The sequence below is a fragment of the Luteimonas sp. S4-F44 genome (assembly GCF_022637415.1).
Lineage (GTDB): Bacteria > Pseudomonadota > Gammaproteobacteria > Xanthomonadales > Xanthomonadaceae > Luteimonas.
In genome coordinates this window covers 2,789,892-2,805,557 of record NZ_CP093340.1, presented here as the reverse complement: position 1 = coordinate 2,805,557, position 15,666 = coordinate 2,789,892, and the positions used below count along the sequence as shown (strand labels likewise).

General features: G+C 69.8%; 15 protein-coding genes. 11 read left to right on the top strand and 4 right to left on the bottom strand.

The genetic code is table 11. From position 1 onward, the window contains the following. Positions 1 to 118: 118 nt before the first annotated feature. Positions 119 to 2,515, bottom strand: a complete 2,397-nt coding sequence (locus MNO14_RS12780; RefSeq protein WP_241944099.1) for a TonB-dependent receptor — start codon at positions 2,513 to 2,515, stop codon at positions 119 to 121. 162 nt (positions 2,516 to 2,677) lie between these two features. Between MNO14_RS12780 and MNO14_RS12775 the strand changes: the two genes are divergently transcribed. Further along, complete coding sequence (locus MNO14_RS12775; protein WP_241944098.1) at positions 2,678 to 4,537, top strand: ABC-F family ATP-binding cassette domain-containing protein; 1,860 nt, start codon at positions 2,678 to 2,680, stop codon at positions 4,535 to 4,537. A gap of 59 nt (positions 4,538 to 4,596) precedes the next feature. Next, entirely contained in the window at positions 4,597 to 5,289 is a 693-nt protein-coding gene (locus MNO14_RS12770; protein ID WP_241944097.1) for a hypothetical protein, read from the top strand. Between the two features lie 29 nt (positions 5,290 to 5,318). Here MNO14_RS12770 and MNO14_RS12765 read toward each other — a convergent pair whose 3' ends face one another. After that, positions 5,319 to 6,206, bottom strand: coding sequence for a LysR substrate-binding domain-containing protein (locus MNO14_RS12765; protein WP_241944096.1), 888 nt, complete (start codon positions 6,204 to 6,206; stop codon positions 5,319 to 5,321). 169 nt (positions 6,207 to 6,375) lie between these two features. Here MNO14_RS12765 and bla point away from each other — a divergent pair, with 169 nt between their 5' ends. From bla to aspS, 3 genes are all read left to right on the top strand, one after another. Continuing rightward, a complete protein-coding gene (gene bla / locus MNO14_RS12760) occupies positions 6,376 to 7,275 on the top strand; it encodes a class A beta-lactamase (RefSeq protein WP_241944095.1) in 900 nt (299 codons plus the stop codon). A gap of 150 nt (positions 7,276 to 7,425) precedes the next feature. Continuing rightward, a complete protein-coding gene (locus MNO14_RS12755) occupies positions 7,426 to 7,758 on the top strand; it encodes a zinc ribbon domain-containing protein (protein WP_241944094.1) in 333 nt (110 codons plus the stop codon). A gap of 120 nt (positions 7,759 to 7,878) precedes the next feature. Further along, complete coding sequence (gene aspS / locus MNO14_RS12750; RefSeq protein WP_241944093.1) at positions 7,879 to 9,642, top strand: aspartate--tRNA ligase; 1,764 nt, start codon at positions 7,879 to 7,881, stop codon at positions 9,640 to 9,642. Between the two features lie 53 nt (positions 9,643 to 9,695). Here the strand turns inward: aspS and MNO14_RS12745 are convergent, their stop codons facing one another. Further along, entirely contained in the window at positions 9,696 to 10,856 is a 1,161-nt protein-coding gene (locus tag MNO14_RS12745; protein ID WP_241944092.1) for a cytochrome P450, read from the bottom strand. A gap of 206 nt (positions 10,857 to 11,062) precedes the next feature. Here MNO14_RS12745 and MNO14_RS12740 point away from each other — a divergent pair, with 206 nt between their 5' ends. Beyond that, positions 11,063 to 11,626 (top strand): GNAT family N-acetyltransferase, encoded by a 564-nt coding sequence (locus MNO14_RS12740; RefSeq protein ID WP_241944091.1) that lies wholly within the window; start codon positions 11,063 to 11,065, stop codon positions 11,624 to 11,626. Positions 11,627 to 11,660: 34 nt separating this feature from the next. On the opposite strand, the gene MNO14_RS12735 is transcribed toward MNO14_RS12740, so the two are convergent. After that, on the bottom strand, positions 11,661 to 12,086 hold the full coding sequence (locus MNO14_RS12735; protein ID WP_241944090.1) for an organic hydroperoxide resistance protein: 426 nt from the start codon (positions 12,084 to 12,086) through the stop codon (positions 11,661 to 11,663). Between the two features lie 118 nt (positions 12,087 to 12,204). Between MNO14_RS12735 and MNO14_RS12730 the strand changes: the two genes are divergently transcribed. The 5 genes from MNO14_RS12730 (at position 12,205) to ruvA (ending at position 15,606) form a co-directional block, all read left to right on the top strand. Next, positions 12,205 to 13,020: an AraC family transcriptional regulator gene (locus MNO14_RS12730; RefSeq protein ID WP_241944089.1), complete on the top strand. Its 816-nt coding sequence runs from the start codon at positions 12,205 to 12,207 to the stop codon at positions 13,018 to 13,020. Beyond that, positions 13,017 to 13,640 carry an alpha/beta fold hydrolase gene (locus MNO14_RS12725; protein WP_241944088.1) on the top strand — a complete coding sequence of 208 codons (624 nt, stop codon included), beginning with the start codon at positions 13,017 to 13,019 and terminating at the stop codon, positions 13,638 to 13,640. The genes MNO14_RS12730 and MNO14_RS12725 overlap by 4 nt, the downstream gene beginning before the upstream one ends. A gap of 32 nt (positions 13,641 to 13,672) precedes the next feature. Further along, the gene (locus tag MNO14_RS12720; RefSeq protein ID WP_241944087.1) at positions 13,673 to 14,404 is read left to right on the top strand and encodes a YebC/PmpR family DNA-binding transcriptional regulator; all 732 of its coding nucleotides are present in this window, start codon (positions 13,673 to 13,675) and stop codon (positions 14,402 to 14,404) included. A gap of 22 nt (positions 14,405 to 14,426) precedes the next feature. Then, complete coding sequence (gene ruvC / locus MNO14_RS12715) at positions 14,427 to 14,948, top strand: crossover junction endodeoxyribonuclease RuvC (RefSeq protein ID WP_183426630.1); 522 nt, start codon at positions 14,427 to 14,429, stop codon at positions 14,946 to 14,948. Between the two features lie 67 nt (positions 14,949 to 15,015). Beyond that, on the top strand, positions 15,016 to 15,606 hold the full coding sequence (ruvA, locus tag MNO14_RS12710; protein ID WP_241944086.1) for a Holliday junction branch migration protein RuvA: 591 nt from the start codon (positions 15,016 to 15,018) through the stop codon (positions 15,604 to 15,606). The last annotated feature ends 60 nt before the right edge of the window (positions 15,607 to 15,666 follow it).

The following is a 15,666-nucleotide window of genomic DNA, read 5'->3' as shown; positions in this document are numbered from 1 at the left end:
GCATACGGGCGCGGCGATGCGCGCCTTCACGGCTGCGGTCACGGACATCGGCGCGCCGTCGCCTGCACGGCCGACGGCGCATTGGATGCCCGGCGCCGCGCGGGCGCCGGGCGGTGGATCACCAGGTGTAGGCGATCTTGGCGTAGCCGAATGCGCCGCCGAAACCGAACGGCGACAGGTTGCTGTATGGGAACTGCCCGTTGGTCGAGTTGCCGAAAATGTTCTCGTCCGGGTACTCGTTGAGCACGTTGTCGGCGCCCAGCGTCAATGCCCAGTTCTCGCCCGGCTTGTAGGTCGCCGACACGTCGACCAGCCACTTGGCCCCGTACTTCTGGTCCAGCGCCGCGTTGTTGGGCGTGGTGCGCACGCTGCCGTAGCGGGTGGTCGACAGCGAGAAGCCCCAGTCGGCGGCGTTCCAGGTGCCGGCCAGCAGCAGCTTGTTGCGCGGGAAGCCCTGCTCGATGCGGCCGGCCTCGACGCGGTCGATGCGTTCCAGATCCACGCCGATCGCCTCGAGTGCGGCCGGGTTGTCGGCGATGCGGGTGATCTCGGTCTTGGAGTGGTTGTAGCCGGCGGTCAGGTCGAGGCTGCCGGCCGTCAGATCCCAGCGGTAGGTGCCGACCACATCGACGCCGCGGGTGCGGGTGTCGATCGCGTTGGTGAAGTAGCGCACGCCGTTGTCCCCGGTGATGCCCTGCGACTCGAGCAGTGCGCGCACCGCGTCGCCGGTCAGGTTCGACGACAGCGCGATGCGGTCGTCGACGTCGATCTGGTAGGCATCGACGGTGACGTAGAGATTGTCGATCGGCTGCAGCACCAGTCCCAGGCTGTAGGACAGCGACTCCTCGGGCTTGAGCGGCTCGGCGCCGAAGGCCCGCGCGACCGCGCTGCTGGCGGGGAACGTGCGGATCTCGAACGGCGTGGAAATGCCGGGCAGGAACACCGTGCTCACGGTCTGGAAGTACTGCTGGGCCAGCGACGGCGCGCGGAAGCCGCTCGAGACCGTACCGCGCAGCGCCACCGCATCGGTGAAGGCATAGCGCGCCGACAGCTTGCCCGACAGCTGGCTGCCGAAGTCGTCGTAGTCCTCCCAGCGTGCGGCCACGCCGCTGGAGAACTTTTCGGTCAGATCCGCCTCCAGGTTCGCGTAGACCGCGTGGCTGTCGCGGTCGTAGGCGCCGGCGACGTCCGGCGCGAAACCGCCAAAGCCCTGCGCGCCGGGTGCCGCACCGGGCACGCCTGCGCGGGCATTGATGTAGGAACCCGGTTCACCCGGTGACTGGTTCCACTTCTCGTTACGACCCTCGGCGCCGAAGGCCAGCGTCACCGGATAGGCCAGGCCCCAGTCGAACTGCCGGCTGATGTCGAGGTTGACGATGTTCTGGGTGGTCTCCAGCGCACCGTCGTAGAACGAGGTCGGCGAATCGGGGCCCAGGCTCGCATTGAGCGTGTTGCGGGTATAGAACTCCAGACGGTTGTAGCCGTAGTTGTAGCTCAGGTCCCAGTTCCACTCGCTGGCGGTGTGGCCCTTGAGGCCGGCGACGATCGAGCGGTCCTTGGAGATGTTGTTGATTTCGGGCAGGAAGCCGTCGGGGTGGATGCTGCGGATGTTCTGGGTCGGATTGGCCGGGGCGCGGAAGAGCGCGAACGAAGTAACATCGCGGTTGCTGGCGGTACCGAAGCCGTAGACGCTGATCGCATCGGTCAGCGCGATGTCGGTGTTGAAGCCGACGGCGCCGAAGTCGACCTCTGGTTCGCCGATCACGAACGCCTTCTGCCCGAGCGCGGGCTGGGTCGGGCCGGGCGTGCCGGCGAACGGGCGCGCGCGGTTGGTCGCCTCCTGCTGGCCGACCTGGGCCGACAGGTGCAGGAAGCCGCGCTCGCCCAGGGCCAGGCCGGTGTCGCCGGCGATCTGGTGCTGAGTGCCGTCGCCGGCCGAGGACTGGCCCAGGTTCACCGCCAGGCTGCCGCCCTGCGAGGCACCCTTGAGCACGATGTTGACCACGCCGGCAATCGCGTCCGAGCCGTACTGGGCCGACGCGCCGTCGCGCAGCACCTCCACGCGCTCGATCGCCGAGACCGGGATCGTGTTGAGGTCGACCGGCGCCGAGCCGCGACCGATCGTGCCGTTGAGATTGAGCAGCGAGGAGGCATGCCGGCGCTTGCCGTTGACCAGCACCAGCACCTGGTCGGGCGAGAGGCCGCGCAACTGCGCCGGACGGATCGCCGAGGAGCCGTCCACCAGCGCCGGCCTGGGGAAGTTCAGCGACGGCAGCGCACGTGCCAGTGCGGTCGCCAGCTCGGTCGTGCCGGTGGCCTGCAGCGATTCGGCGGTGATGATGTCGATCGGCGACTGCGATTCGGCGACGGTGCGGTCGCTGACCCGGGTACCGGTGACGATCAGCGTATCGAGCGTGGAGGTGCGCGTCTGCGGCTGGGCCTCCTGCGCGAGCACGGTGGGGGCGACGGGCAACAGGGCCGCGAGCACGGCGAGGGTGAGGCGATGGCGGGACATGACGGACCTCGAGCTGGGGGACGTTGGAGGCGTGTTAATGGCGATTTAACAGCTGCGTTTCAAAGGCGTCAATGCGGCCAGCAATAGGTTTTGATTGTTCTCTTTTTGAGACGCTGCGGCCGGGTCGACGGGTTCCGGGGCGCGCTCCTGTAAAATCGACCGATGATCTCTTTCAAGAATTTCGCCCTGCGGCGCGGCGAACGCCTGCTGCTGTCCGACGTCGACCTCACCCTGCATTCGGGCTGGCGCGCCGGCGTGGTCGGCCGCAATGGCGCCGGCAAGTCGTCGCTGTTCGCGGCCGTGCGTGGTGAGGTCGAGGCCGACCGCGGCGACCTCGACCTGCCCAACCGGCTGCGCGTGGCGAGCATCGCCCAGGAACTGCCGTCGCTGCCCGACCCGGCGATCGAGTTCGTGCTCGGCGGCGACGCCGCGGTGGCCGGCGTGCTCAAGGCCGAGGCCGAGGCGATGGCCGCCGAGGACTGGGAGGCCGTGGCCGAGGCGCATGTGCGCATGGCCGAGCTCGGCGCCTACGACGCTTCGGCGCGCGCCGGCAAGCTGCTGCATGGCCTGGGCTTTCCGGCCGAGACCCACCAGCGCGCGGTCGCCACCTTCTCCGGCGGCTGGCGCGTGCGCCTGAATCTGGCGCGCGCGCTGATGACGCCCAGCGACCTGCTGCTGCTCGACGAGCCGACCAACCACCTCGACCTCGACGCGGTGCTGTGGCTGGAGCAGTGGCTGCTCAAATACCCCGGCACGCTGCTGCTGATCAGCCACGACCGCGAGTTCCTGGACAACGTCTGCACCCACACCCTGCACCTGCACGGCGGCGGCGCGAAGCTCTACACCGGCAACTTCACCGCGTTCGAGCGCCAGCGCGCCGAGCAGTTGCGCCTGCAGCAGATCACCCACGAGAAGACCCAGGCCGAGCGCGCGCACCTGCAGAAGTTCATCGACCGATTCAAGGCCAGCGCGGCGAAGGCCAAGCAGGCGCAGTCGCGGGTCAAGCGCCTGGCCAAGCTCGCCGACACCGAGGCGGTGCGCGCCGAGCGCGAGGTGCGGATCGACTTCCCGCAGCCGCTGAAGCTGCCGCATGCGCTGCTGCGCATCAACGACAGCGTCTGCGGGTATCCGTCGGCCGACGGGCAGGTGGTGATTCTGGACAAGGTCGGCTTCGGTCTCGAGGCCGGCGACCGCATCGGTCTGCTGGGCCCCAACGGCGCCGGCAAATCCACCCTGGTCAAGTCGCTGGTCGGCGACCTGCCGCTGCTGGCCGGCGAGCGCTACGCGCATCCGGACCTGCGCATCGGCTACTTCGCCCAGCACACGGTCGAGTCGCTGGTTGCCGGCACCTCGCCGATCGACCACCTGCGCGAACTCTCGCCCAACGTCGCCACCCAGGCCTTCCGCGACTTCCTGGGCAAGTGGAGCTTTCCCGGCGACCGCGCGTTCGAGAGCATCGACGGCTTCTCCGGCGGCGAGCGCGCGCGACTGGCGCTGGCGCTGATCGCCTGGCTGCAGCCCAACGTGCTGCTGCTCGACGAGCCGACGAACCATCTGGACCTGGAGATGCGCGAGGCACTGGCCGAAGCGCTGAGCGACTTCCCCGGCGCCATCGTGCTGGTCTCGCACGACCGCCACCTCATCGGCCTGGTCAGCGACATCTATTGGCGTGTCGCCGATGGCAAGGTCGTGCCCTTCGATGGCGACCTCGACGAGTACGCGGCGTGGCTGCGCGCGCGCGGCAATGCCGGTGAGCTGCGCACCCCGGCCGCCACGCCCGTTGCCGCGGCGCCGACGCCCCCGCCGGCGCCGCGCACCAAGGTCAATCCGCATCGGCTGCAGAAGGTCGAGACGCGGGTCTCCGAACTTGCGGCTGAACTGGAGCGGATCGAGGCGACGCTCGCCGACCCGGCCACCTATGCCGACGGCCCGCGCGTGGCCGAGCTCGGCCAGCGCCAGGCGGCGCTGCGTGGCGAGCTGGAAACCGCCGAGGCCGAGCTGCTGGCGCTGTACGACGCCTGATCGGCAACCCGGGCAGCCCCGAGTTGCCGTTGCGCGGCATGGGCGGGTAGGGTGGCGCGATGAACCGACTCCTGATCCCGACCGCCCTGGCCGCCGCCCTCGTGCTCGCCGCCTGCGGCAACAGCGAACCGGCCGCCGACACCCGTCCGCCGCCGGCCAATCCGACCGCCGATGCCGCCGCGGCTGCGGCCGCCGAGGCTGCCGCGCGCGAACAGGTGCCCGCCGATGCGTTCCTGGCGGCGATCGCGCGCCACTGCGGTGAGGCCTTCGCCGGCCGTATCGTCGCCAACGAGCCCGCGCCGGCCGCCGATGCCGCGCCCGATCCGTTCGAGGGCAAGGAACTGGTGATGCATGTGCGCGGTTGCAGCGACAAGACGCGCGAACTGCGGATTCCGTTTCATGTCGGCGACGACCATTCGCGGACCTGGATTCTGACCCGCACCGAACACGGCCTGCAGCTCAAGCACGACCACCGCAAGCCCGACGGCAGCGAGGATCCGGTGACGATGTACGGCGGCGAGACCCAGAACGCCGGCACCGACCAGCGCCAGGAGTTCCCGGTCGATGCCGAATCGATCGCGCTGTTCGAGAAGGAAGGCCTGAACGACTCGGTCACCAACACCTGGGCGATGGAGATCCATCCTGGCGAGCGCTTCGTCTACGAACTCACCCGGCCAGGCGGACGCAAGTTCCAGGTCGAGTTCGACCTGACCAAGACCGTCGCCGCCCCGCCGACGCCTTGGGGCTACTGATCGCCGCACACCGCGTTCGCGGCGTCAGCTCAGGGCGCACGCTCGGGCTCTAGCGCCTTCTGCGCCTGTAGCCACAGCCGGAATTGCTTGAGCGGCGTCGGTTCCGGTCGAGAGCGCAACTGGGTCAGCCAGTAGCGGCCCAGCGCGATGCCGGTGTCGAAGGGCTGGACCAGCCGGCCGTCGCGCAGTTCGCGTTCGAACATCGCCAGCGGCAGCAGCGCCACGCCGGCGCCGGCCGCGGCAGCACTGGCGAGCGCCAGCGACGAATCGAAGACCGGCCCGCGTGCGACGATCGCGTCGGCACCGGCCGCCTGCAGCCAGCGCGGCCACTCGTCGCCGCGGTAGGAGCGCAGCAGCGTCGTGCGGACCAGGTCGTGCGGGCTCGCCAGGCGGCGCGCCAGTGCAGGCGCGCAGACCGGTGCGAACAGCGTGTCGACGATCGGCGTGCAGGCTTGGCCCTGCCAGTCGCCGTCGCCGAAGCGCACTGCCGCATCCAGTCCCTCGCTGGCGAGGTCGATGCGGTTGTTGTGGGTCTGCAGGCGCAGTTCCACCTCCGGATGCGCCGCCTCGAACGCCGGCAGTCGCGGCAGCAGCCAGCCGGTGGCGAAGGTGCCGACCGCACCCAGGCTCAGGACCTGGCGCTCGGCGGTGCCGCCGGCGCGCTGGACCGCGGTGGCGATGCGGTCGAAGGCGTCATGGAGGACCGGGTACAGCGCGCTGGCCTCGTCGGTCAGCGCGACGCCGCGCGGCAGGCGATGGAACAGGCGCACGCCCAGGCGATCCTCCAGGCTGCGGATCTGGTGGCTGAGCGCGGCCTGGCTCACGCACAGTTCGAGCGCGGCGCGGGTGAAGTTCTGGTGCCGCGCGGCGGCCTCGAAGGCGCGCAATGCGTTGAGCGGCAGCGGCGGACGCGACATGGCGGCAGGGGTGAGCGGAATCGATCGATGATCGCATTTCGAGCGTCGAATGGCGTCAATCGCCGTCCTGTCATCGAATTCGCTCATGGCTGCCCCTGATTCTTCGCACTGGTGGCGACCGCCGCGCGGGCGGGAGAATCGGGGCTCCCCCAGCTTCGGAGACCGCCTGATGGCATCGCGACGCGCGCTGTTGAAACTCGCCGGCCTGTCTGCCCTGTCGCTGCCGATGGCCGCATTGCCGGCTGCGGCGTCGGCTGCGGGTCCCGACGCGATTGCCGCCGCGCCGGATCTCACCGCCCTCGAAGCGGCCAGCGGTGGCCGGCTCGGCGTGGCGCTGCTGCGCGACGCCGAGCCGGCCGTGCGTGTCGGACACCGGGTCGACGCGCGCTTCCCGATGGCCAGCACCTTCAAGTACCTGCTGGCCTCGGCGGTGCTCGCCCGCGTCGATCGCGGCACGTTGTCGCTGGACCGGCGGCTTGCAGTCCGCCAGGCCGACATGCTCGAGCACGCGCCGGTGACCGCGCGGCATGTCGGGCGCGACCTCACCGTGCGCGACCTGTGCCAGGCCACGATGATCTGGAGCGACAACCCGGCGGCGAACCTGCTGCTGCCGCTGGTCGACGGCCCGGCCGGACTCACTGCGTTCCTGCGCGCGACCGGCGACGCGGTCACGGTCTGCGCCCGCAATGAGCCGGACGTCAACTTGTTCGCGGCCGGCGATCCGCGCGATACCACCACCCCGCTGGCGATGGCCGGCAATCTGCAGCGGTTCGTACTCGGCGACGCGCTGTCGCAATCCTCGCGCCTGCAGTTGACCGACTGGCTGATCGGAAACCGCACCGGCGATGCGCGCATCCGCGCCGGTGCGCCCGCCGGCTGGCGGGTCGGCGACAAGACCGGCGGCGCGAGCGGCATCAGCAACGACATCGCGGTGCTGTGGCCTGCCGACGGCGGGCGGCCGTGGCTACTGGCCTGCTATCTACAGGGCTCGGCGCTCGACGGTGCGGCGCGCGATGCCGTGCTGCGTCGCGCCAGCGAGTTGGCGTTCGCCCAGGTGCGAAGCGCGTAGCGTCCAAGGCGAGCAGAGGTCCCTTGGCGGCAACCGATAAGGGGCCGGGTCGGCAACGGTGAGAGCGCGTCGTGACGGCGTGCGGTGGACTTGATCCGGGCGCCGGCGCCCCCATGTCGACGCCCAGCCAACGCTCCCTTTCTTCCCACCATGCCGATCTACGCCTTCCGCTGCGCCGACTGCGGCCACGATTTCGACCGCCTGCAGAAGCTCTCCGATCCCGATCCCGAGACCTGTCCGGCCTGCGGCGCCGCAGCCGTCAAGCGCCAGCTCACCGCGCCTGCGTTCCGCCTGGCCGGCAGCGGATGGTACGAGACCGACTTCAAGAAGGACGGCGACAAGAAGCGCAACCTGGCCGAAGGCGGCGAGTCGGCCAAGCCCGCCGGCGACGCCGCCGCGAGCCCGGCACCGGCGGCCAAGTCGGATGCGCCCGCAGCCAAGGCCGACGCCAAGCCCGCCGCGAAGCCGGCAGCTGCCGACTGACGCGACGCGGCCCGCCGCTCCGAGCGTAGGCGCGCGCGGACCGCCGCGCACGCCTTACACTATCGGGTTCCGCCCGCCGGGCGGTCGGTATCCCGTGTCTTTTCCGCGTTCGGAGTGTCCATGCGTACCCATTTCTGCGGCCTCGTCGACGAGGCGCTGATCGACCAGACCGTCACCCTGTGCGGCTGGGCCGATGTCGCCCGCAACCTCGGCGGCGTCTGCTTCATCGATCTGCGCGACCACGAGGGCATCGTCCAGGTTGTCGCCGAGCCGTCGGCCGCGCCGGGCAACGCGGACGTGCTGGCCCGGGCCGAGCAGGTGGGTTACGAGGACTGCCTGCGCATCACCGGCGTCGTGCGGCGCCGGCACTCGGTCAATCCGAAGATTCGGACCGGCCAGGTCGAGGTCGTGGCGCAGACCATCGAGGTGTTGAACAAGGCCGAGCCGCTGCCGTTCCATCACCACGAGAACCCCGGCGAGGACACGCGGCTCAAGTACCGCTATCTCGACCTGCGCCATCCGCAGATGCAGCGCCGCATGCGCACGCGTACCAAACTGGTCAGTGCGCTGCGCCATTGGCTCGACGCGCGTGGTTTCCAGGACATCGAGACCCCGATCCTGACCAAGGCGACGCCGGAAGGCGCACGCGACTTCCTGGTGCCCGCGCGCATGCACCCAGGCGAGTTCTACGCGCTGCCGCAGTCGCCGCAGCTGTTCAAGCAGATCCTGATGATGTCCGGCTTCGACCGTTACTACCAGGTGGCGCGTTGCTTCCGCGACGAAGCCCTGCGTGCCGATCGGCAGCTGGAATTCACCCAGCTCGACATGGAGTTCGCCTGGGTGTCCGAGCGCGACGTGCAGGACACGGTCGAGGCGATGATCCGCGATGTGTTCCGCGAGGTCGCCGGTGTCGAGCTCGACGCGCAGTTCCCGCGCATGACCTGGGCCGAGGCCATGCGCCGTTACGGCTCCGACAAACCGGACCTGCGCATCGCGCTGGAACTGGTCGATGTCGCCGATCTGGTCAAGGACTGCGGCTTTGCGGTGTTTGCGGGTCCTGCGAACGAGGCGAACGGCCGCGTCTGCGCGCTGCGCATTCCCGGCGGCGCGTCACTGAGCCGCAAGCAGATCGACGAGTATGCCGCGCATGCAGGCAAGTACGGCGCCAAGGGCCTGGCGTATATCAAGATCGCCGAGTCCGGTGAAATCAGCTCGCCGATCCAGAAGTTCTTCGACGAGGCGGCGTTCGCCGCGCTGGTGTCGCACGTCGGTGCCGGCAACGGCGACCTGGTGTTCTTCGGTGCGGGCAAGTACGCGACCGTCAGTGACTTCATGGGCGCGGTCCGGCTGAAGGCCGGCAAGGACTTCGGCCTGGTGGCCGACGGCTGGAAACCGCTGTGGGTGACCGATTTTCCGATGTTCGAATGGGATGACGAGGCGCAGCGCTACGTGGCCTTGCACCATCCCTTCACCGCGCCGGCGGTCGATGACGAAGCCGACCTGCGTGCCAATGCGGCAACTGCGGTCTCGCGCGGCTACGACATGGTGCTCAACGGCAATGAGGTCGGCGGCGGTTCGATCCGCATCCACCGCGCGTCGATGCAGTCGGCGGTGTTCGACCTGCTCGGCATCGGCGCCGACGAGGCGCAGGCCAAGTTCGGCTTCCTGCTCGATGCCTTGAAGTACGGCGCGCCGCCGCACGGCGGCATCGCGTTCGGCATCGATCGCCTCGCGGCCTTGATGGCTGGCACCGAGTCGATCCGCGATGTCATCGCGTTCCCCAAAACCACCGGCGCGCAGTGTCTGATGACCGATGCACCGTCGCCGATCGCCGATGCACAGTTGGCGGAAGTGCATATCCGCGTGCGCGAACAGCAGGGCTGATCGCCGCCGCGGCAGCGGCCATCGCGCTGCCGCAGCTGCAGGGGCCGTGGAGGTCAGTCGTACACGAGCTTCAACGGCGCCTCCCTCGGCATCCGGCCCAGGCGGGGGAGATACACCGTCTGTCCGACGCGCTCGAGCCTTGGTCCGGGGGCAAGGCGCAAGGCACGCAGTGCTTCCTCGGTGAGCATCGTCGCTAGCCTGCGTCCCAGACATGCATGGGCGCCACCGCCGAATGCAAGATGCCCGCGTGCGCCGCGGACCGGATCGAAGACGCCCGGCCGCGGATAGGCGCGGGCATCCAGGTTGGCCGAGGCCCACCACATCACGAGTGTCGTGCCAGCGTCGATCCGAGTCCCGTCCAACGGGATGGTGTCCCGCGCCATGCGTACGGTCAGCAACGTAGGCGAGGTCACTCGGAACGCTTCCTGCACCACAGCGTCGAGTGTCCATCGCCCCTCCGAGAGGGCGCGAGCGAGCCCGGCTTCGCGCAATAGCACGTCGAGCGCGCAGGCAATGGCGCCGGTGGACGTTTCGATTGCATCGAACGAGAACGCTGCGGCGAGGTCGGCGGCGTGCACATCGCAGGACGGCCGAATGCGTGCGGCCATGTCCGACAGGAGGGCGGACGTTCCGCTGTGCTCGAGGTCGCGCAGCAGTTGGAGCACGCGTGCGGCAGCGTCTTCAGCCCGGACCGACACGCCATCGTCGACAGGGTCATGGAGCGCAGCCGCAATCGCCGTCATGTCCTCGGCGAGTGCATCTGCGAGCCCTTCATTCAATGCGCACAGCGCACAGAATGCGCGGGCCACGAACGGACGGACGAAGTGTTCGGTCAGGTCGGGCGCGGGACGCGACCGCAGGGCGAACGCAAGGTCCGCGGCGATCGTCGCCAGCCGGGGGCGTAGAGCGTCGACGCGACTCGCCGACAGACCCGCGACCACCGCGTTGCGCAGCGGGCGGTGCATGGGCGCGGTTTGCAGAAACAGCCCCCAGCGCAGCAGTCGGTTGATTTCCGGGTGGCGGTGGTCTTCCGCAAGCGGATGGCCGTCGGCGCGCGCATCCCTGGCAAGCGCGAACAGCGCGGGGTGTCCGAGAACGGCCACTGCACCGCCGCCTGCGTCGAACAGGGCAGCGCCGCAGTCGAGGGCGGCATGGAAGAAGGGCGCCGGGTTCTGCCAGAAGGCAGGGTCGGCCGGGAGCTTGAAACTCGGCATGATTGAATCTCCGGATGAGGCGCAGCAAGCCACGTGAACTGCCGGAAAGGCAGCTCAAGCGGTGTTTGGACACTTGCTGGTGCGCTCAGCGCAGACGGATCGAGGCGTTCATCGGTGGAGCTCCGGGGCCGTTAGGAGAGTATCAGCCGACGTCCCGGGCACGCGGCCGCTGGAGGCGTGCCCCGGACGCCTGAGACAATAGCCGGATGGACACGAACGGCTTTCGATCTCCCGCTTTTCAGCGTGCCGACTCAGCGACGCTCCGCCGCGCCACGGTCGACGACGCCGCCACGTTGTCGAGGCTGGCCGCGCGCACCTTCACTGAAACCTTCGGCCATCTGTATCCGCCGCAGGACCTGGCGGACTTCCTCGCCGATGCCTACGCGGTCGAGAAGCAACGGACGATCCTGGCGCATCCGGACTATGCGGTGTGGCTGCTCGACATCGACGGCCAGGCCGTCGGCCATGCCGCCGCCGGGCCCTGCGGCCTGCCGCACGCCGAGGTCGCGCCGGGCGATGGCGAGCTCAAGCGCCTGTATCTCGTCCGCGGCCTGCAGGGGGCCTCGCTGGGCGCGCGGCTGATGCAGACCGCGATGGACTGGCTGCTGCGCGACGGCCCGCGCACGCTGTGGGTCGGTGTGTGGTCGGAGAACCTCGGCGCGCAACGCTTCTACGGCCGCTACGGCTTCGGCAAGGTCGGCGAGTACCTGTTTCCGGTCGGCGCGACGCAAGATCTGGAGTTCATCCTGCGTCGGCCCGCACAGCACTGAGCCGGGCGCCGGTGTCGGCGCCCGGCGGGGGCGCTCAGGCCACGACCAGGGTCACATCGATGTTGCCGCGGGTCGCGTTCGAGTAGGGGCAGACCTCATGCGCGGCGTCGACCAGCGGCTGCAACTGCTCGCGCGGCACGCCGGGGGCGCGGACCGTCAACGTGGCCTGGATGCCGAAGCCGGCCGGAATCGGGCCGATGCCGACCTCGCCGGTGATCGTGGTGTCGGCGGGCAGCGTCACCTTCTGCTTGCCGGCGACGAGCTTGAGCGCACCGAGAAAGCATGCCGAGTAGCCGGCGGCGAACAGTTGCTCGGGATTGGTGCCCGGGCCGCCTGCGCCGCCCAGTTCGCGCGGTGTGGAGAGAGCGATGTCGAGCGCGCCGTCACTGGAGGCGGCGCGGCCTTCGCGTCCGCCCGTTGCGGTCGCGGTTGCGGTGTAGAGCACAGTGTCGAGGGACATGCGAAGAGGTCTCCTTAGGTGGCAGGCGGCGGGATGCCGGTGCGGTATCGACACTGTGCACGGTTCACTGATACGTTTGGGTATGCAAAGTCCATGAAACTTGACCTGGAGTCCTGATGTGGTCGATCGTCTGGCCGTGCTGTTGGATCGGTTCCGGATCACCGCGGATGTCGACGCCGGCCCCGGCGAGGTCGGCGCCCACGATGACGGTGCGCTGTGGCTGGTCGCGGCCGGCGCGCTGCACACCGCGGCCGTCCCGTCGCAACCGATGGCCGGCCCGGGCCTGCTGCTCGCCCCGCAGCGCGCCTTGGCAGACGCGGTCGTCGCCGGGCCCGGGGCGCGGGTGCTCGCGGCCCGGCTGCGCTTCGAGGGCGGTGCCGACAACCCGCTGGTGCGTGCCTTGCCCTCCGTGTTGTGGCTGCCTGCCGACGCCGTGCCGGGCTCGGCCGGGTTGTTCGCGCTGGTGTTCGAGGAGGCCTTCGATGGCCGCTGTGGGCGCACGGTGCTGCTCGATCGGCTGATCGAGGCACTGTTGGTCCAGGTGCTGCGCCAGCAGATGGAATCGGGCGGTCTGCGCAGCGGCTTGCTGGCGGGCATGGCGCACCCGCGGCTGCGACGCGCACTGGTCGCGCTGCACCAGGCGCCGGCGCGCGATTGGACGCTGGCGTCGCTGGCGCAGGTCGCCGGAATGTCTCGCAGCGCCTTCGCGCAGAGTTTTCGCGAGGCGCTGGGGCAGACCCCGGGCCAGTACCTGCAGGACTGGCGAATCGCGCTCGCGCAGCGGGCGCTGCGGCGGGGGCGGCCGCTGAAGGTGATCGCCGACGAGGTCGGCTACGGCAGCGAGGCGGCGCTGTCGCGGGCGTTCAAGGCGCGCAGTGGACTGTCGCCGCGGGCCTGGCGGCAAACCGCGGGTCTGGTGGACGCGGCCGCATGAGTGGTGGGCTGCGACGTGTCGTGCTGCTGCACGGGATCTGGATGGTCGGCCTGACGATGCGGCGCTTCGCGCGGCGGTTGGAGGCGATGGGGTTTGCCCCGGAGATCTTCGGCTATCCCAGCGTCACCGGCGGGCCGCAGGCCGCGGTCGACGGCCTGCTTGCGCAGCTGCGCCGCGACGGCCCGGCGCATCTGGTCGGGCACAGCCTCGGCGGTCTGGTGGCGCTGCAGGCGCTGGCGCAGGCGCCGGAATTGCCGGTCGGGCGCGTGGTCTGCCTGGGCTCGCCGGTGTGTGGCAGCGGTGCGGCGGCCGCGCTGTCGCGGCTGCCGATCTCGCGGCTGTATTTCGGGCGCAGCGCCGACATCCTGCTCGACGGCTGTGCCGACTGGCCGCCGCAGGCAGAGGTGGGCATGGTCGCCGGCCAGGTGCCGCGCGGGCTGGGGGCGCTGTTCGCACGCTTCGACGGCCCCCATGACGGCACCGTCGCGGTGGCCGAGACGCGCGCGCCGGGGTTGGCCGACCATGTGGTCGTCGAGGCCAGCCACAGCGGCCTGCTGTTCTCTGCGCAGGCGGTGGCCCAGACCGCCGCGTTCCTGCGCGAAGGGCGCTTCGCGCGCTAAAATCGCGCCTTCGACGCCTGAAAAGAACGACCATGGGACGAGGACCTTCGATCGAGGCCCGCAAGAACGCGACCGACGCCAAGCGCGGCAAGATCTTCACCAAGATCATCCGCGAGATCGGCGTCGCCGCCCGTGCCGGCGGCGGCGATCCGGCCAACAATCCGCGCCTGCGCGCCGCCATCGACAAGGGCATGGCGCAGAACATGTCCAAGGACGTGGTCGAGCGCGCGATCAAGAAGGCGACCGGTGAGCTGGAAGGGATCGAGTACGAGGAGATCCGTTATGAGGGTTACGCGCCGGGCGGGGTGGCGGTGATCGTCGATGCATTGACCGACAACAAGGTCCGCACCGTGGCCGACGTGCGCCATGCGTTCGGCAAGTGCGGCGGCAACCTCGGCACCGATGGCTCGGTGGCCTTCATGTTCAAGCGCCTGGGCGTGTTGAGCTACGACGCCGGCGCTGATGAGGAGCGGATCACCGAGGTTGCGATCGAGGCCGGGGCCGACGACGTGGTGGTCTATCCCGAGGACGGTGCGATCGACGTGGTCACCGCGCCCGAGGATTTCGCCGCGGTGCGCGAGGCGATGATCGCCGCGGGCCTGGCGCCCGAGCACGCAGAACTGACGTTCCGCGCCGACAACGACGTCGCGGTCGATGCCGACACCGCGCAGCAGGTCCGCAAGCTGCTGGATCTGCTCGAGGATCTCGACGACGTGCAGGACGTGTACTCGAACGTGGACCAGGCATCACTGGACGGCGCCTGAGGGCGCCGGTGTCCGTCGCCCGATGACCCGCATCCTCGGTATCGATCCCGGCTCGCAGCGCACGGGCGTGGGCATCATCGACGTCGATGCGGCCGGTCGCGTCACGCATGTGCATCACGCGCCGCTGTCGTTGCTGTCGGCCGGCGATTTTCCGGCGCGGCTGCGCCGGCTGCTGGTGGGGCTGGGCGAGTTGGTCGAGCTGCACCGGCCCGACGAGGTCGCGATCGAACGGGTGTTCATGTCGCGCAATCCCGACTCGGCACTCAAGCTCGGTCAGGCGCGCGGGGCTGCGATCGGTGCGGTCGTGCTGCGCGACTTGCCGGTCCACGAGTACGCGGCCAGCGAGATCAAGCTCGCGGTCGTCGGCCGCGGCAGTGCCGAAAAAGGCCAGGTCCAGCACATGGTCGGGTTGATGCTCGGGCTGACCGGTAAGTTGCAGGCCGACGCCGCCGATGCGCTGGCGGTGGCGATCACCCATGCGCACGTGCGCGCGACCGCTGGCCGGCTGGGACTCGACGCGCGCCAGGCCTGGAGCAGGAAATGAGCAACACCGCGGCCCTGTCCGTCCCCCTCTCCAAGTTCCACGACCGGCCTGCGGCCGGAGGTGCCCGATGATCGGAAGACTGCGCGGCAAACTCGTGCACAAGGCGCCCCCCTGGCTGGTCGTCGACGTCGGCGGGGTGGGGTATGAGCTCGAAGCCCCGATGAGCACGTTCTACGACCTGCCCGAGGTGGGGCGCGAGGTCGCGCTGTTCACGCACTACGCGCACAAGGAGGACACCGTCTCGCTGTACGGCTTCCTGCACGAGTCCGAGCGCCGGCTGTTTCGCGACGTGCAGAAGGTCAGCGGCATCGGCGCCAAGATCGCGCTGGCGGTGCTGTCGGGGGTCAGCGTCGATGCGTTCGCGCAACTGGTGCAGGCCGGCGACGTCACCGCGTTGACCCGGATTCCGGGCATCGGCAAGAAAACCGCCGAACGGATCGTCGTCGAACTTCGCGATCGCGTCGCTGACCTCGGCGGCGCGGGTGGGGCGATGGACGGACGCGTCGGGCCCGCCGATCCGCTGTCGGAGGCGACCGTCGCCCTGCAGCAACTGGGCTACAAACCGGCCGAGGCGGCCAAGATGGCGAAGGCCGCGGCGCGTGATGGCGATGCGGCCGAAATCATCATCCGCAAAGCGCTACAGTCCGCGCTTCGTTGACCCTCCGCCCGTCAGGGGCCCTCCACGTCATGACCCAGTCCACGCGCCAGGCGGCGCCCG